Origin of the sequence: Olivibacter ginsenosidimutans, from assembly GCF_039542865.1 — a bacterium.
In the GTDB taxonomy this organism is placed as follows: Bacteria; Bacteroidota; Bacteroidia; order Sphingobacteriales; family Sphingobacteriaceae; genus Olivibacter; species Olivibacter ginsenosidimutans.
Window position 1 is genome coordinate 13,679 of record NZ_BAABIQ010000037.1, and the last position, 14,636, is coordinate 28,314.

Annotated in this window: 13 protein-coding genes; 10 read left to right on the forward strand and 3 right to left on the reverse strand. The window is 37.6% G+C overall.

Going from position 1 to position 14,636, the window contains the following annotated elements; all coding sequences use genetic code 11:
* Positions 1 to 215 precede the first annotated feature (215 nt).
* From ABD930_RS12965 to ABD930_RS13010, 10 genes are all read left to right on the forward strand, one after another.
* On the forward strand, positions 216 to 386 hold the full coding sequence (locus ABD930_RS12965; protein WP_345232155.1) for a VOC family protein: 171 nt from the start codon (positions 216 to 218) through the stop codon (positions 384 to 386).
* Positions 386 to 571 carry a VOC family protein gene (locus ABD930_RS12970; protein WP_345232156.1) on the forward strand — a complete coding sequence of 62 codons (186 nt, stop codon included), beginning with the start codon at positions 386 to 388 and terminating at the stop codon, positions 569 to 571. Before ABD930_RS12965 ends, ABD930_RS12970 begins: the two co-directional genes overlap by 1 nt.
* 216 nt (positions 572 to 787) lie before the next feature.
* Positions 788 to 1,612, forward strand: coding sequence for an alpha/beta hydrolase (locus ABD930_RS12975; protein WP_345232157.1), 825 nt, complete (start codon positions 788 to 790; stop codon positions 1,610 to 1,612).
* A gap of 24 nt (positions 1,613 to 1,636) precedes the next feature.
* Complete coding sequence (locus tag ABD930_RS12980) at positions 1,637 to 2,557, forward strand: SMP-30/gluconolactonase/LRE family protein (RefSeq protein WP_345232158.1); 921 nt, start codon at positions 1,637 to 1,639, stop codon at positions 2,555 to 2,557.
* Positions 2,558 to 2,674: 117 nt separating this feature from the next.
* Positions 2,675 to 3,226 carry an RNA polymerase sigma factor gene (locus ABD930_RS12985; RefSeq protein ID WP_345232159.1) on the forward strand — a complete coding sequence of 184 codons (552 nt, stop codon included), beginning with the start codon at positions 2,675 to 2,677 and terminating at the stop codon, positions 3,224 to 3,226.
* Positions 3,227 to 3,263: 37 nt separating this feature from the next.
* Entirely contained in the window at positions 3,264 to 3,644 is a 381-nt protein-coding gene (locus ABD930_RS12990) for a hypothetical protein (RefSeq protein WP_345232160.1), read from the forward strand.
* Between the two features lie 465 nt (positions 3,645 to 4,109).
* On the forward strand, positions 4,110 to 6,146 hold the full coding sequence (locus tag ABD930_RS12995; protein ID WP_345232161.1) for a M3 family metallopeptidase: 2,037 nt from the start codon (positions 4,110 to 4,112) through the stop codon (positions 6,144 to 6,146).
* Entirely contained in the window at positions 6,143 to 8,026 is a 1,884-nt protein-coding gene (locus ABD930_RS13000; protein WP_345232162.1) for a M1 family metallopeptidase, read from the forward strand. The genes ABD930_RS12995 and ABD930_RS13000 overlap by 4 nt, the downstream gene beginning before the upstream one ends.
* A gap of 234 nt (positions 8,027 to 8,260) precedes the next feature.
* Positions 8,261 to 11,050, forward strand: coding sequence for an outer membrane beta-barrel protein (locus tag ABD930_RS13005; RefSeq protein WP_345232163.1), 2,790 nt, complete (start codon positions 8,261 to 8,263; stop codon positions 11,048 to 11,050).
* A 36-nt stretch (positions 11,051 to 11,086) separates the two neighbouring features.
* The gene (locus ABD930_RS13010) at positions 11,087 to 11,872 is read left to right on the forward strand and encodes a GLPGLI family protein (RefSeq protein ID WP_345232164.1); all 786 of its coding nucleotides are present in this window, start codon (positions 11,087 to 11,089) and stop codon (positions 11,870 to 11,872) included.
* Between the two features lie 344 nt (positions 11,873 to 12,216).
* On the opposite strand, the gene ABD930_RS13015 is transcribed toward ABD930_RS13010, so the two are convergent.
* From ABD930_RS13015 to ABD930_RS13025, 3 genes are all read right to left on the reverse strand, one after another.
* Positions 12,217 to 13,041: a mechanosensitive ion channel family protein gene (locus ABD930_RS13015; RefSeq protein WP_345232165.1), complete on the reverse strand. Its 825-nt coding sequence runs from the start codon at positions 13,039 to 13,041 to the stop codon at positions 12,217 to 12,219.
* Between the two features lie 40 nt (positions 13,042 to 13,081).
* Positions 13,082 to 13,951 (reverse strand): aldose 1-epimerase family protein, encoded by an 870-nt coding sequence (locus ABD930_RS13020; RefSeq protein ID WP_345232166.1) that lies wholly within the window; start codon positions 13,949 to 13,951, stop codon positions 13,082 to 13,084.
* Between the two features lie 78 nt (positions 13,952 to 14,029).
* The gene (locus ABD930_RS13025; protein WP_345232167.1) at positions 14,030 to 14,518 is read right to left on the reverse strand and encodes a SixA phosphatase family protein; all 489 of its coding nucleotides are present in this window, start codon (positions 14,516 to 14,518) and stop codon (positions 14,030 to 14,032) included.
* Between the last annotated feature and the right edge of the window lie 118 nt (positions 14,519 to 14,636).

Below are 14,636 nucleotides of genomic sequence, written 5' to 3' on the forward strand. Positions count from 1 at the left end.
AAAGCTAGTTGATTGACACAAAGTTAAATAAAATTGATTTTATATGCAATGTTATCGAAAGTTATATAATTAGTGTTCTATAAATGTCTTTATGAACTAAAGTGCTTTTAGGGTAGATTGGCACTTCCGGCCAGTTATAATGTCATTTTCGTGCATTTTCAAAATTTAGTTGACTATTTATTTTGCTTAATAACTAACATTAGTAATTCATTATTATGAAAAGTAGAATAAATACACAGAAAATTACACCTCATTTATGGTTTGCTCAAGGTGCCGGAGAGGCGGCCCGGTTTTATACTGCAATCTTTAAAGACTCAAGCATTGGTAACACGACTCATTATACTGAGGAAGGATATGAATTTCATCAACAAAAGCCAGGTATGTGATGACTGTTGAGTTCACCATTGAAGGACAGGAATTTATAGCTCTGAATGGAGGACCGTTATTTAAGTTCAATGAGGCAATCTCATTTGTGATTTGTAATACACAAGAAGAAATAGATGATTATTGGAGCCAACTTATTGATGGCGGAGACGAACGGGCTCAAGGGTGTGGTTGGTTAAAAGAATAAGTTTGGCGTATCATGGCAGGTGGTACCTAGCATATTAAACGCATCCATACAAGACCCCGACATCAAGAAAGTAAACCGAGTCCTTCATGCCATGTTTCAAATGAAAAAGTTAGCTATAGCCAATTTAGAAAAAGCGTATCGAGAAGCGTTGTGAAATATGGGCTAAATATTGTACATTCGCTAAATCGAATAATAGATGCACATTAGCCAAAAAATATGAAGAAAATCCTTTTATTTACCAGTATCATCTTTTTTTCCGGTACCGTTTTTGCCCAAGTTACGCAATACAGCCAAAAGCTTAATATTCCTTATTATGAAGCAGGTGCACAGACGAATGATTATATAAAGGAGCGATGTAAATTGGATCTCTATTATCCAACTAATATGAAAAATTTCGCGACCATTATTTGGTTGCATGGGGGAGGATTAACCGGTGGCGAAAAAGAACTTCCGAAAGCGTTGCAAGAACAAGGTTTTGCTATTGTTGGGGTAGCTTATCGATTGTCTCCCAAAGCAAAAGGAAGTGAGATTATTGAAGATGCTGCTGCCGCTGCTGCTTGGGTATTTAAGCATATAAAAGAATATGGAGGAAATGATCGGTTAATTTTTGTTTCGGGCCATTCAGCTGGTGGATATTTAGGAATGATGTTTACATTGAATAAGCTATATCTGGAAAAATATGGCATTGATGCGAATAAGATTGCCGAATTAATTCCTTTTAGTGGTCAAGCGATTACCCACTTTACCATCAGAAAGGAAAGGGGGATTGCAGATACACAGCCTATAGTTGATGAATATGCTCCTCTGTACCACGTTCGTGCAGATGCACCACCTATGCTGTTAATTACTGGCGATCGGGAAAATGAAATGCTGGGTAGATATGAAGAGAATGCTTATCTGGCACGCATGATGAAGCTGGTAGGGCATAAGCAAACCCGTTTAGTAGAGTTGGGTTGGTATGGTCATAATATGACGTATCCTGCTTTTCCAATCTTAATTGATGAAGTGCAAAAAAGAACTAAAGAAATATTACAAGAATAGCATCATTCTTTATGACCTGAATATATGATCAAGATATTTTTTATACCTCGTCTCCTTGTTGTCTTTTTACTCTGTTTAGCAGGGGCTCGTGCAACGATGGCGCAGCAAGCCGATTCGTTAATAACGCATGGTATTACAGATACTAGTGCACAATTGAAGTTAGTTAAAGACGGTTTCCGTTTTACTGAAGGGCCAGCAGTGGATCGGGAAGGAAATATATATTTCACCGATCAACCGAATAACCGTATCTGGAAGTACGATATAAAGGGAGAGTTAACCATATTCATGGAAAATGCAGGGCGGGCAAATGGGTTGTTTTTTGATAAGAAAGGAAACCTTATTGCTTGTGCAGACGAACATGATGAACTTTGGCGTATCCAAAAAAACGGCAAGGTTGAAAAATTAGTGAACAATTATCAGGACACGCTTCTGAATGGTCCTAATGATGTTTGGGTAGCACCTACTGGTGTTATTTACTTTACTGATCCATATTATCAACGCGATTATTGGAAAAGAACGTCTCCGGATTTAAAGGTGGAAGCCCTTTACAGTTATCAAGAAAATGGAAAGGTAACCAGATTGGACGCAAATTTTAAACGTCCTAATGGTATTATTGGAACACCAGATGGAAAATATTTATATGTCGCGGATATAGATGACAATAAAACATATCAATATACTATTCAGAAAGATGGCTCTCTTACGAATAAAACACTCTTTGTAGCACAGGGATCAGACGGAATGACCATAGACCGTGCTGGCAATCTCTACTTAACAGGCAACGGAATTACAGTGTATAATACACGTGGAGAGAAAATTGCCCATATTCCTGTACCCAATCGAACATCAAATGTTTGTTTTGGTGGAAAGCAGCGCGACCTGTTGTTTATTACCGCCAGAGATAAGGTATTTACATTGAAAATGAATGTAAAAGGCGTGAAATAAGGTTTTCCAAACAACCTTTTCGTAATAGTTCAAAAAAAACATTTTTTTTTGAAATGTTTTGATCCTTCGTCCGTCTATAGCAATAGTAGCAAATAGCATAAGTAATTGCCATACGTAATGACGACAGAAGGACAGCGCAAAATTTCCTCAACCATAAAATCTTATGGTCAAGGTTTGCTTGGCTTTATTAGAAAACGAGTGAGCAATGATGCGGATGCTGAAGATATTTTGCAGGATGTTTGGTATCAACTGAGTGCCATGATCAACACACAGCCTATCGAGCAGCTTGGGGCCTGGTTATATCGTGTAGCACGGAACAAAATTATTGATCGATATCGAAAAAAAACAGCGTTACCGTGGAAGGATAAGCGAGACGAAGAGGACGAGGAAAATAGTTCATTTAGTCCAAGCTTTTTAATAGCGGAAGATAATCCAGAAACGGCTTACCAAGAACGAATGCTTTGGAAGCAATTGACCAGTGCTTTGGAAGAGTTGCCTGCCGAACAACGTGACGTATTTATTTGGCATGAGCTGGATAGAATACCTTTTGCCGAAATAGCTGAAATTACAGGAGAACCTATTGGGAAATTGATTTCGAGAAAACGTTATGCGGTATTGCATTTAAGAAAACGCCTGAAGATTTTTTATGATGAACTGGTGGATAGTTGAAGAGGGCACTATGGTTAAAAAATTAAATGAAAAGAAAATGAAAAGAATGTTTAGAAGTAAATTACGATTTGTCTTTATTCCAATTTTCGTTGCTGCCTTTGTTTTTTTTGTAGGCTTTGCAGTAATGTATCTTTGGAATTTTACGTTACCAGTAATTTTTGACGTACAGACAATAAATCTCTGGCAAGCTATTGCGTTGTTCATCTTATGTAAGATATTATTTGGTTTTGGCAAAGGGGGCGCTAAGCGGGGAGGTCCTTGGATGAGACAATCTATGCGTAAACGGTTTGAGGGGCTTAGTGATGAAGAAAAAGATCGGATGAAGGCCTATATGCGTTCCAGATGGTGTAGCTGGGATGACCCCACAGTAACTACAGACACCAACGATTTTGTAGCAAACAATAAAACAGATAAATAAATTGTACCCTAACATGATGCAGGTATTTATATTTAAAACAAGTGTACATGCACAAGAGCACGTACAAAAAGTGGCAACTTTGTTCAAATCAATTAAATTGATTAAACAATGGAGTTTTGATTTGGAAGACTGCGATAAAATATTGAGAGTGGTCTCCTTAAATTTACGACCAGAAATGATCGAGAATTTATTAAGAACCGAAGGTATTTATTGTGAAAATTTGGAATACGAATTATGAACTCGACATGATTAAAATAATCATTAAACACACAGGTAATGATTATTTTAACTATCAAAGGCTCCATCTGACAAATGAAAAACAAAAAATAAACAGATGAAATCTGGTAAAGATCAATGCTGATATTCGCGAATACCAGTCTTTTTTACTAAGTTTGATCGCTAATAATGAGGAAGATTTTAACGTTAATTAGACGAAAGACTTCCTCAAATTAGCTACCAAATTTTATGGATAACATTCTTTTAGCACCATTTGATACTCCCTTCGAAAGCGTGCCCTTTCAACATATTGAACAAGAAGCTTTTGAACCGGCAATTTTACAGGGTATCCAAGACGCCAAACAGGAAATTGAGCACATTATTACTCGTTCGTCACCTCCAACTTTTGATAATACTATTGTGGCATTAGAGCGAGCTGGGCGCAGATTACATATTATTGCTGGAGTTTTTTTTAACCTTAATGCGGCCGAAACGAATGATTATCTACAACATTTAGCGCAAAAAATATCACCGCTATTAGCTGAATATGCTAATGACATCACCTTAAATGAGTCGCTATTTGAACGGATTAAGTTTGTATATCATCATACAGATCAAGCATTATTAACAACGGAAGAAAAGCGTCTACTCGACAAGACGTATACAAATTTCACAAGAAATGGTGCCTGTTTAATAGCAGATCAGAAAGAAAAATTACGTGCCATAGATAAGGAGTTAGCCGGTCTTAAAGTTAAATTTTCACAAAATGTGCTTCATGAAACCAATGCTTATCGCTTGCATCTTACAGCGGATGAGCAGTTAACGGGCTTGCCGACATCTATAAAAAATGCGGCTCGAGAAGAAGCTAAAAAGCATGGATTAGCGGGATGGGTTTTTACGCTTCAACAGCCTAGTTTTATGCCTTTCATGAAGTATTCCAATAACAGAGATTTGCGGGAAACCCTATATTTAGCCTCTGCAAAGCGTGCATTTCAAGCCAATGATTATAACAATACAACGACGATAAAACGGATTGTTCGTTTGCGGCAAGAACGTGCTGAATTATTAGGTTATGAACATCATGCGGCTTTTGTTTTGCAGGAACGAATGGCAGAAAATGCAGCAGCAGTAAACGGGTTTTTGCTGGATTTATTACAAAAGGCAAAGCCATTTGCTGAGCAAGAAATTGCAGAACTTCGCGCATTAGCCAAGAAAGACGGTATAGAAACCATGATGCCTTACGATCATGCTTATTACACTGAAAAATTGCGTGAGGCAAAATACAATCTTTCTGAAGAAGCATTAAAACCCTATTTTTCATTGACACGGGTATTGGATGCAGCATTTCTTGTTGCCCAAAAGTTGTATGGGGTGATTTTTCAAGAAAGAGCAGATATTCAAGTATACCATGAAGAGGTGAAGGTTTATGAAGTACTGGAGAATGGTAAACATAAAGCCTTGCTGTATGTCGATTGGTTTCCTAGATCTGGGAAACGAGCCGGAGCTTGGATGACTGCTTATAAGGGCCAATATCGCGAAGATGGTAAGAATGTGCGGCCACACGTTTCTATTGTTTGTAATTTTTCTAGACCAACAGCCGATACACCTTCTCTTCTTACGTTTAACGAGGTGACAACGCTTTTCCATGAGTTTGGCCATGCAATACATGGAATAATGGCCGATACTGTATATGAAAGTCTTTCGGGTACCCATGTCTATTGGGATTTTGTAGAATTGCCTTCGCAGTTTATGGAGAATTATTGTTACGAAAAAGAATTTTTACAGGGGTTTGCCCGGCACTATGCTACAGATGAACCGTTACCCGAATCAGCGTTGGCTAAAATCATCGCTTCTTCCAACTTTATGGAAGGGTATCAGACATTGCGCCAATTGGGTTTTGGTTTATTGGATATGGCTTACCACACCGGCCAATTAAAAGCGGATAGTGCAATAGAAACCTTTGAAAAGGAGATTACCAAAGAAACCCAATTGTACCCGGTGTTATCAGGCACAGCGCAGAGCCCTTCGTTTTCGCATATATTTCCAGGAGGTTACTCTTCGGGTTATTATGCTTACAAATGGGCAGAAGTACTAGACGCGGATGCTTTTGCCTATTTTAAAGAGTCTGGGATATTTAATCAGGAAGTTGCGCAGAAATTTAAAACCTTGCTTAGTAAAGGAGGAACGGAAGATCCTATGCACCTTTATGTTGCTTTTAGAGGCCGAAAACCGACTATTCATGCATTATTAAAGAGAGCCGGACTTATTGGAACATCGGAAGTATGATCAATTTGCGCACGTTTTCTTGGATAGTTTTAGTTACAATTTGTTTTATCCATAACGGATATGCTCAGGATAATCTACCCATAGATGCCGCCTTTCAACGTGCTTTGCTAAATGGAACCCGAACATTGACAGGGATGCCTGGCACAAACTATTGGCAAAATACGGCAAATTATAAGCTTGATATAACGTTTCAACCGTACAACCGATTGTTAACAGGCAAAATGGAAGTGACTTATCACAATAATAGTCCAGATACCCTTCGTCAGATATGGTTTAAGCTTTATCCAAACATTTATAAAAATGGAGTATGGCGAAAATCAAAAATAGCACGAAAAGATTTAAACGAAGGAGTGGCGTTAGATCGGGTAAAGCAAAATGGTACAACGGTCAAGCCAGAACAGATCCACATAGATGGAACAAATATGCAACTTGATGTACCAGACGTGCTACCGGGAGCAACAATAAGGTTCCAAATCAATTATCACTATACGTTAAATGCAGGATCTCATCTACGGACAGGGAAAGTAGATGATGGTGCTTATTTTATTGCTTATTTTTTTCCGAGAATAGCTGTTTATGACGATATTGATGGTTGGAATACCTATCCTTATAGTGGAGAGGAAGAGTTCTATAATGATTTTTGCAACTTTAACGTAACAATCAAGGTACCCAAAGATTACATTGTATGGGCAACAGGTGACTTAATAAATCGGAATAAGATTTTTGATAAAAAGCTTTTGAGGCGATTGGATACAGCAGAAAAAAGCGATACCACACTAACCGTTCATCAAGTGGATACATTAGGCAGCAAATCCAAATTTAAACCAAATGCACAACATACCTTTGCTTTTGTTGCCGATAGTGTAGTAGACTTCGCTTTCGCTATGAGTAACCATTATCTATGGAAGTCAACTAGCCTTATCGTGGATAGTAGTAGCCAACGTCGAACAAGAGTAGACGCCGTATACAACCCCTTACATCATGATTATGCAGCAGTAATAGATTTTGCCAGAAAAACAGTTCATGGTATAAGCACCGTTTTTCCTGCATGGCCCTTTCCTTATCCCCATATAACTGTGTTTGATGGTTTAGACCAAATGGAATATCCAATGATGGCTAACGATAATCCTACAAAGACCCGGGAAGATGCTATTACGTTAACGAATCATGAAATATTCCATACAATCTTTCCTTTTTATATGGGAATTAATGAAACCAAATATGGGTGGATGGATGAAGGTTGGGCGACAATAGGCGAGTGGAAATTATCGAAATTAATTGATAGTACCTATACCGACGATTATGGTGTTGCAGCTACGGCAATAGCTTCTGGAGGTAAAGATGATACACCAATTATGACCCTAACACCGAATTTAAAAGGAGCAGCAACGTTTACTAATTCTTATCCTAAACCTGCTTTGGGATATTTATTTGTAGAAGAATATCTTGGAGACACGTTGTTTCGGAAAGCGTTACACCACTATATACATACATGGCACGGTAAACATCCGCAACCAATGGACTTTTTTAATGCCATGAATGCCGGAAGTGGCAAGGATTTAAATTGGTTTTGGAAACGCTGGTTTTTTGACGATGGTGTGTTGGATTTAGCCATATCCCATGTGACGCGAATAGCTGGTGCTTATAAGGTATATATTCGGAATAAAAGTAAGAAACCTTTACCTGTACATTTAACCATTTATTATCGTGATGGATCGGCGCAAAAAATAAACCATTCTATCGGCTTATGGAAAACGGATCAAGAAACTATTGAAATACCAATTATAACCGACAAACGCATTAAGAAAATTATATTGGGTGACACGTATATTCCCGATCATTATTTAAAAGATAATAGGTTTATTGTTAATGAACCCTAACTACTTTTTAAAGTGAAATGTGTGTAAAATTCAGGTCATTCCTCAACCTGTTGGAAAAAAACTGAACCCTCTATAGTGTATCGATAAACCTGCTGATAATTAATAAAAGATTAACAAAGAACCTGTAACAACCCACAGATTTTCTAATCTTAATGTTAATTAATGTTAAAAAATTGACCCTTTGTTTGAAACTAAATATTTAGTTGTATTTTAGCAACTCATTACCTAAATAATATGAAGATACTAACATTAGCCCTTGTATGCCTAACATTCTTTCTAACAGCGCGTGCCCAAGATGATTTTTCAATTAAAGGAGTAGTCATTGATACTGCAGTTAACGCAAAGCTTAACCACACAACAATCGCAATTTTGAATGCTCAGGATTCTATGTTGCGTACATTTTCAAGGACCGACGCAGATGGAACATTTAAGTTATCTCATTTGTCAAAGGGTGATTATATTTTGATGGTTACCTATCCAAAATATGCCGATTATGTAGAGAAATTTAGTTTAGACTCTGTAAAGGAGCTTAATTTTGGTTCCATACAAATGATCCTTAAATCCCAGTTATTAGAAGAAGTAGTTATTACTGGCCGACAGCCGATCACCATAAAAGGGGATACTACGGAATACGATGCAGCAAGTTTTAAATTGCAACCCAACGCTAAGGTAGAAGATTTGCTGAAACAGTTACCCGGTATACAGGTTGATCAAGACGGAAAAATAACCGCGCAGGGGAAAACCGTAGAGAAAGTACTGGTTGATGGCGAAGAATTTTTTGGCGATGATCCGACATTAGTTACCAAAAATATAAGAGGAGATATGGTAGATAAGGTTCAACTATATGATAAACAAAGCGATCAGGCAGCTTTTACGGGGGTAGATGATGGGGAGAAAACCAAGACAATTAATATACAGCTAAAGGAGGATAGTAAGAAGGGATATTTTGGTAAAGTTGATGGAGGTGTCGGCACGAGGGAAATGTATCAAGGACAGGCCATGTTTAACAAATTTAAGGGTAAGGAAAAGATTTCTGCCTATGGAACCATAGGAAATACAGGGAAAGTTGGTTTAGGTTGGCAAGATGCCGATAAGTATGGTAGTTCATCCATTACCTCAGGTTTTACCGATGATGGCGGTATGTATTTTGTAGGCAGTGGCGGAGATGATTTTGAATCTTTTAACGGAAATTATAGTGGTCAGGGCATTCCGGTAGCACGAACAGGCGGGCTCCATTACGATAATAAATGGGATAGTGATAAACAGGCGATCAATACCAATTATAAAATCGGCACATTGGATGTAGACGGTAACCGAAATAATATCGTGCAACGAAATTTACCTACCGGTATCATTAACGAACAGAATAATGAGAATTTTGATAACCATTTGTTTCGGCATAAGCTAGATGCGCGTTATGATCTTAAACTGGATTCCACTACTAATTTACGTATAGGTGTAGACGGAACCCTTAAAAATAGTAAGACCGCCAGTGACTATACCGCTGAAAGTAGAAATGGAGATAATGCTTTATTGAACGAAAGTGAACGTAACCTTACGAATGAAGGAGATAATCGAAACTTTAATGCAAGCGCCTTATTGACGAAGAAGTTTAAGAAATTAGGACGGTCATTTTCGGTAGCCCTGAACCAATCTTCCAATACCGATAAAACAGAAGGATTTCTACACTCTGAAAACAAATTTTATAATGCCGATAATGGTGATTTAGATAGTGTACAAAATGTAGATCAGTATAAAGTAAACGACATTGTAAATAACACATTCAATTCCAATATCACGTATTCAGAACCGTTGTTGAAAAATCTTTCGGCGGTTCTGAATTATGGCTTGAATATCAATAGCGGGCATTCCAATAGGAAATCCTTTAACCAGTCGGCAGAAGGAGTTTATGACGTCTTAGACAGCTTATATAGTAATGACTATAAGCTAGATCAGACCAGTAATCAAGTGGGGGCAATATTGAATTATAAAACGGCAAAAACCAGTTTGAATGTGGGGGCTAAGGTGAGTGCTGTACGGTTTAAACAATTGGATAATTATACGGATGACTTGTTTAAAAGAAATTTTACCAACTTTAATCCGCAATTAAATTACCAATACAAATTTTCACAGCAAAAATCCGTTCGGTTGAGTTATAATGGTAATAACACACAACCTACCTTGGATCAAATCCAACCTGTTAGAGTGAACACCGACCCCTTGAATATTGTCTTGGGTAATCCCGATCTAAAGCCATCTTTTACCAACCGATTTAATTTGGGCTATTCTTCCTATAAGGTACTGAGCGATCAATATGTAAGTCTTTATGGTGGATATTCCTTTACAACAGATCCTATCGTAAGCAATACGGTAACAGATGCCGTGGGTAAAAGTACTTATCAATCAGCTAATCTGGAAGGAAAAAATACATCCAATTTTTATGGCGGTATGTATGCAGGTAAAAAACTTAAAAAATTAGATTTACGTGTAGGCATTGATTTGAGTGCCAATGGTAATACGTATTATAATTTAACCAACAACGATTTAAATCAAACCAAGTCCTACAGTTATTCGGGAGGGCTTTCTTTATCCAAGTATAAAGAGAAAAAATATGATTTCAATATAGATTTTGGACCCAGTTACAATACCAGTGAATCATCTTTACAACCAGAGTTCAATAATAACGGTTGGGGATTAAACGGTCGGGCTAACGTTAATATCTATCTACCTGGTAAGATCCAGATTGGCTCGAATGGTAACTATACATATACACAAGCTACGCAATCTTTTGCTGAAGATTTTCAACGGTTTATTGTAGATGCTTACATAAAAAAGAAATTCTTTAAGGAAGAAAATTTAAGTTTGACCTTATCGGGTAGTGATTTACTGAACCAAAACGTAGGTTTTACCCGTAGTGCGTATAACAACACCATTAGCCAGAGCAGTTATACAACCATTAGGAGATATTTTATGTTCTCCATAACTTGGGAATTTAACAAAATGGGTGCTGGTGCTAAACCTTAACAGATATTTGATACTAAACGATTTATACTCATACTCATGAAAAGAAATTTTGGCCTGATTAAGATTACGATATTATTCTTGTTTTTTGTGCAGGTAACCTACGGGCAGAACGTTAGATTTGTTAATCAAGGGACGATTGAATATGAAAAACGTGTAAATATGTACGCTAAAATAACCAAGCGCATCAATAAAAGCAATTCCAGTTGGATGAAGCAAATTTATGATGAATATAAGCGTACACAACCGCAGTTTCAATCGACTAAAGCTACCTTGTCTTTTTCTTCAGATGCTTCTTTATACGAACCTGCAGAAGCCAATCCGATGCAAGGCAATAATTTTTTGAGCAATGATCCGACCATTAATTTGAAAAAAGTTATTTATACCGATTTTAAATCGGGTATTTCGACTAGTGAAAAAAATCTATATGAAGAAACCTTTTTGGTAGAAGATACGACTAGGAAAATACAATGGAAAATAACCGATGAAACACGGGAAATAGCCGGTTATGATTGCAGGAGAGCTAATGCCTTAGTGATGGACTCTATTTATGTAGTTGCTTTTTATACCGATCAAATTCCCGTGTCTGGCGGACCTGAATCTTTTACAGGTTTACCTGGAATGATTTTAGGACTAGCGTTACCACACGAAAATACAACGTGGTTTGCGACGAAGGTTAGTGACGTGACGGTATCCTCGACGAAGATTGTACCACCCAAGAAAGGGAAAAAGCTAACTAATGCCGGTCTTTTAGAAACGTTAAAAGCGAGTATGAAAGACTGGGGGGATTATGCACAAGACATCTTTAAGGCGATGATGCTTTAGCTATTGTATTGAAAATAGCTTCATTTTTTATTTTTACGCTAACATTAGTTTAACAATTGTTGTGTAACTTGTGCACAAGTGATTAGTAATTCACGCATAGTATGAGAGTTCGGCACAATTTTACGTTAACACATTACTTAGCGTGGGCATTAATTTTTATCTTGAAGAAGATAGGATCTCTTTTTAGATTTTAATGCCCCTCGGTAGTAGCTAAAAAGTCCGCCATCGTCATCGGATGTAGCGTTTAGCCTTCTCCTATGTCGAATGGAAAGGCTTTATGTTTGGGATAACTTTTGTTTAATAGAAATGTATCCCCACTTAGGTTGAGACAGCGGTATACAGCGTTACACTGTTTTTTCGTTAGTGATATACGTCCCATTGTAAGGCAACCCGATACGATTAGCATCTAATGCCTCCTTTATTTTTTGATAGTTAGCATGATAGGCAGGCCAGAAATCTTTATTATTTATCCAGGCCCTTGCTACCAAAATAATCCCATAATCTCCAAAACCATTAACGACCACAGCTGGTTCAGGCTTTTTTAGCACAGACTTGTCGCTCCTTAATACATCTAGTATAACTTTTCGAGCAGTGTCAATATCGCTTTGATAAGAAATATCAATTTTATATTCTGCTTGTCTGGTTGCATTATCAGAAGAGTTATTGATAACGGCATTAGCTAAAGGCCCATTAGGAGCATAGATTGTTGTACCGTTATCTGCTTTAAGCGTGGTGTAAAGGATATCGATCTTGGTTACCGTACCCGAAACGTTGTTACTTGATGAGATATAATGGCCTACCCGGAATGGTTTAAAAAATAAAATCAATACACCTCCAGCAAAATTAGAAAGACTTCCCTGTAGGGCTAAACCAACAGCCAAACCGGCTGCTCCCAACATGGTAACAAAAGAAGTTGTTTGTATACCTAATGTTGACGCAACGCTTAAAAACAACAATATATAGAGGATAACCCGAATAATGCTACTTAAAAACTCGGCAATAGAGATGTCTATCTTTCCTCTTGTTAAACGTTTATGTATAAATCGAATAAGAAATTTAATTAACCATATACCTAAAACTAACGTGATGATAGCTAATAAGATGGACGGAACGCGGTCTAAAAATGTATCAATAAGATGTTCAATAGTTTTTTCAAAAGTACGATTCATGTGGTTGATGCTCTCTGTTTTCTAATATAGATATAACGTTCTATTGTATAGTAATGGTATAATTTGCTTCAAAGACATGTCCTGAAGAAAGCGAAATAATGCCTTCTTTTTCTTTAATAGAACCTTTAGGTTGCTCGTTATCTGCATAACCCAGCCAGGGTTCAATACAAACAAAGGGCGCACCCGGTTTTGCCCAAATACCGAGCGACTTAAATTCAGGATAACTGATTTTTAAGCTGTGTGGATGATTTTTGCTGCGGATATAAAGCGCTTTACTATCAATCGTTTTAAAAACCAAGGCATCCTCGTTGAAAAGCGTCTCCGCTAAACGAAGTTTCTTTCCTTGAAGGAATACTGGAGATGGTTCTCCCGTGAAAAACCCTGCAGGTGATAAGTGGTGCCTAATAAGGCTTTCTTCTTTACTGAATTCTATATAATAGTCGTCATAACGCTCATGGGCAAAGAAAGGAATATTAAAAGCCGGATGAGCACCTAAAGAAAACCAGATCGTTCTATTATCGAGATTAATCACCTTGTAGGTACACGTTAAAGATTCATCGTGCAAATGATATAACACTTGATATTCAAAATGATAAGGATAAGCCGCTAACGTTTCTTTGGTGTATCGGAGAGAAAGAATAGCATGCTTTCCAGACGACTCAATAACCGTAAAGTTGGATTGTCTTGCAAAACCATGGCGCTGCAGCTGATATAAAGAGCCTTCTATAGAAATTTCGTTATTAACCAGTCCGCCTACTATTGGAAATAAATTTGGTGCATGCCATGGCCAATAGCTAGGGTCGGCTTGCCACATATATTCAAGAGCCAAGGTTTTATTATAGAGCGAGCAAAGTTCAGCGCCCTTTTTCTTAATATGAATCGTAATATATTCGTTGTTTAGTGCAATCATTTTGTTAATTCAGTCATAATGCAAAGGAATGTGTTAGTTAGTCCTGTTTGATGCGTAAAGTTACTAAAGGCAAGCTTGCTATACAAGCTTCGGGTAACTATACCAAGCAAGTTTTCCGGTGTCAATGCTAATCTCATTCCAATGTTCTACCCTGAAGGTTAACTGAAGGATTGCTGCAGTTGGTATGTCTGCTGTGAATTCATGGCAAAGATAATGGGCAAATAAACTAATGCCTGGATTATGACCAAATAGCGCAATACAATCGTATTCATCATCCGTAAGGTTTGTTACACGGAGTAGATCGAGTACTGATGCTTCGTAAATGGCATCTTCGTTTTGGATTTGTGTTACGGGATAAGCTAACACTTGAGCAAAGGCTACAGCAGTTGAGTGTGCACGGTTAGCCGGACTGCTAATCAGCAATTGAGGTAATGTCTGGTGTGCGATCAAGCGTTGAGCCATTAGTGGTGCATCCCTTTGTCCGCGTTTATTTAAGGGCCTATCGGTATCAGGAAGGTCATTCGACCAATCTGATTTTGCATGCCTGATTAAAAATAGTGATTTCATATGTAAATAATTATTCATTCGTGTTTGCGTCCAATTGTATTCATGAATGCTTCGCATTTTGTCTTTTAATGGCCATATGGAATGTCCAGATTATCTTCGATGAGCTAGCAAGCTCGGT

Bases quoted from the DNA above. Each gene is read 5' to 3' on its own strand.
- ABD930_RS12965 (WP_345232155.1), top strand. From the start codon at position 216: ATGAAAAGTAGAATAAATACACAGAAAATTACACCTCATTTATGGTTT.
- ABD930_RS12970 (WP_345232156.1), top strand. From the start codon at position 386: ATGACTGTTGAGTTCACCATTGAAGGACAGGAATTTATAGCTCTGAAT.
- ABD930_RS12975 (WP_345232157.1), top strand. From the start codon at position 788: ATGAAGAAAATCCTTTTATTTACCAGTATCATCTTTTTTTCCGGTACC.
- ABD930_RS12980 (WP_345232158.1), top strand. From the start codon at position 1,637: ATGATCAAGATATTTTTTATACCTCGTCTCCTTGTTGTCTTTTTACTC.
- ABD930_RS12985 (WP_345232159.1), top strand. From the start codon at position 2,675: ATGACGACAGAAGGACAGCGCAAAATTTCCTCAACCATAAAATCTTAT.
- ABD930_RS12990 (WP_345232160.1), top strand. From the start codon at position 3,264: ATGAAAAGAATGTTTAGAAGTAAATTACGATTTGTCTTTATTCCAATT.
- ABD930_RS12995 (WP_345232161.1), top strand. From the start codon at position 4,110: ATGGATAACATTCTTTTAGCACCATTTGATACTCCCTTCGAAAGCGTG.
- ABD930_RS13000 (WP_345232162.1), top strand. From the start codon at position 6,143: ATGATCAATTTGCGCACGTTTTCTTGGATAGTTTTAGTTACAATTTGT.
- ABD930_RS13005 (WP_345232163.1), top strand. From the start codon at position 8,261: ATGAAGATACTAACATTAGCCCTTGTATGCCTAACATTCTTTCTAACA.
- ABD930_RS13010 (WP_345232164.1), top strand. From the start codon at position 11,087: ATGAAAAGAAATTTTGGCCTGATTAAGATTACGATATTATTCTTGTTT.
- ABD930_RS13015 (WP_345232165.1), bottom strand. From the start codon at position 13,041: ATGAATCGTACTTTTGAAAAAACTATTGAACATCTTATTGATACATTT.
- ABD930_RS13020 (WP_345232166.1), bottom strand. From the start codon at position 13,951: ATGATTGCACTAAACAACGAATATATTACGATTCATATTAAGAAAAAG.
- ABD930_RS13025 (WP_345232167.1), bottom strand. From the start codon at position 14,518: ATGAAATCACTATTTTTAATCAGGCATGCAAAATCAGATTGGTCGAAT.